Origin of the sequence: Mesotoga sp. HF07.pep.5.2.highcov, from assembly GCF_003666285.1 — a bacterium.
GTDB classification, from domain to species: domain Bacteria; phylum Thermotogota; class Thermotogae; order Petrotogales; family Kosmotogaceae; genus Mesotoga; species Mesotoga prima.
The window spans coordinates 1-1,922 of the sequence record NZ_JFHJ01000067.1; the positions used below are offsets into that span (position 1 = coordinate 1).

Consider the following 1,922-nt stretch of genomic DNA (forward strand, 5'->3'; position numbering starts at 1 on the left):
GCAAGCGCCAGTATCTTCGTCTGCCAAAGCTCTTCCGATGTCTTAACCGTCCAGTAGTCGATTATCGATTTCTCTTCCAGCATTTCCTTCAGATCTTTTTCGGGGTCGGAACCTGAGAATACTTCTATCAGTCTTTCGGCCATCTAATCACCATCCCGTAGAGAGACTGTGGCATAATTGTCTTGCTCGCCAAGAATATATTACACCTGCAAATAAGAAGAGAAGGCATCGGATCAGGGAGGTTGGAGTGTTATATCTTTTGCTGGCGATACTTTCCAGTTCCTCCATAGCAATGATTTTCAAAGTGACGGAGGGAAGAAGCTACAACAGGCTCGCGGTTACGACGTTCAATTACCTGAGCGCGTTCTTGGTAGCGCTCGTCATGATAGCGGTTGAAAGACCTGCCGTAGGTCCCGGCGGGGGATCTCCGGCTGAAGTCATAGTGAAGGGAGAGCGTCTTTTCAGCCTCACCAGCAGCGTAGTCTGGGGTTTGTCTTTGGGACTCGTTTCCGGCCTCTTCTTCTTTCTCTCCTTCATCTTTTATCAGAAGAGTGTCTGGGAAAGCGGGGCAAGCCTTTCGGGAGCCTTCGGAAAGCTGGGGATTCTAATACCCATGATTCTTTCTTTGCTAGTCTGGAAGGAGTATCCGGAAGCGCTGCAGTGGGTCGGGATCGGCCTTGCCATCTTCTCGATCGTACTCGTAAACAACCCCTTCGGATCGGGGAGGCAGAATTTCAAGGCCGCTTTAATCATGTTGTTCATTACCGGCGGACTGGCCGAATTTATGAACAAGCTGTTCCAGAACTACACCGTCAGCGGATACAAGAATGTCTTTCTCTTCAGCGTCTTTGCAAGCGCATTTTCGATAAGCGCGTTCTTTCTGAAGAGGTCCGGTAAGTCTTTCCGTAAGAAGGAAGCAATCATAGGACTGATCGTGGGACTGCCAAACCTCTTCTCATCCTTCTTTCTCATAATGGCCCTCGAAGAAATGAAGGGTTCCGTGGTCTTTCCCGTTTACAGTGCCGGAAGCGTTGTGATGATAAGTCTTGGAAGCCTTATGTTCTTCGGTGAAAAGCTCAAGAAGCTCGAGATGATATCCTTAGGCATGGTGCTGATTTCCCTTATTATAATAAACATATGATATCTCTTTGGATTAAAACAACGTCGAGGTAGTATTGAGACAATATCAGTCAGTGGAGGTGCGTCCCGTGTTACACAGAATTGGAAGAGACAGAGTAGTGTACGATATGTCGCCTGAACACAAGCCCGTTCTGGAAGTCAGCCCGGGGGATACTGTAATAGTGGAGACGGAGGATTGCTTCTGCCACCGGATCGTCTTAGAGTCACAGACCGTCGGAGGAGACTTCGACTTCACTCATGTGAATCCGGCTACCGGGCCCATCGCCGTTAAGGGAGCGATGCCGGGTGACACGATAGTAGTCAGTATAGAGAGCATAGAGCTTGACAGTCAGGGCGTTGTCGAGACCTGTCCCTTCTGGGGCCCGGTTAGCAATGTCTCCAGGGAGTGCGTTACCGAAATCGTCAAGATTGACGGCAATTTCATGTCGTTTCTGGGAGAGCGCATCGAAATAAAACCTATGATAGGCGTAATCGGAAACTCTCCGGCCGAAGGTTCCGTTTCCTGTACAACTCCGGGAAGTCATGGCGGAAACCTCGACACAAAAGATATTGCGGCCGGTTCGAGAGTTTATCTTCCGGTCTTCGTGAAGGGGGGGAATCTCTCCCTCGGCGACGTTCATGCGAGGATGGGTGATGGTGAAGTCGGCGGCACAGGAGTCGAGATAAGGGCCCTGGTGAGGCTAAATGTAGATATAGATAAGATGCCCGTTGAAAGTCCCACCGTCGAAACCGAGGAGGCTTTCTACCTCTTGTTCAGCGCGAAGACTCTGGAAGAGGCGAGC

At 50.1% G+C, this 1,922-nt stretch carries 2 protein-coding genes; both read left to right on the forward strand.

Annotated elements, in window-relative coordinates:
- The first annotated feature begins 247 nt into the window (after positions 1-247).
- Positions 248-1,141, forward strand: a complete 894-nt coding sequence (locus BG32_RS01235; RefSeq protein WP_006490173.1) for an SMR family transporter — start codon at positions 248-250, stop codon at positions 1,139-1,141.
- Between the two features lie 67 nt (positions 1,142-1,208).
- A partial coding sequence (locus BG32_RS01240; protein ID WP_121526277.1) for an acetamidase/formamidase family protein occupies positions 1,209-1,922 on the forward strand: 714 nt, incomplete at its 3' end.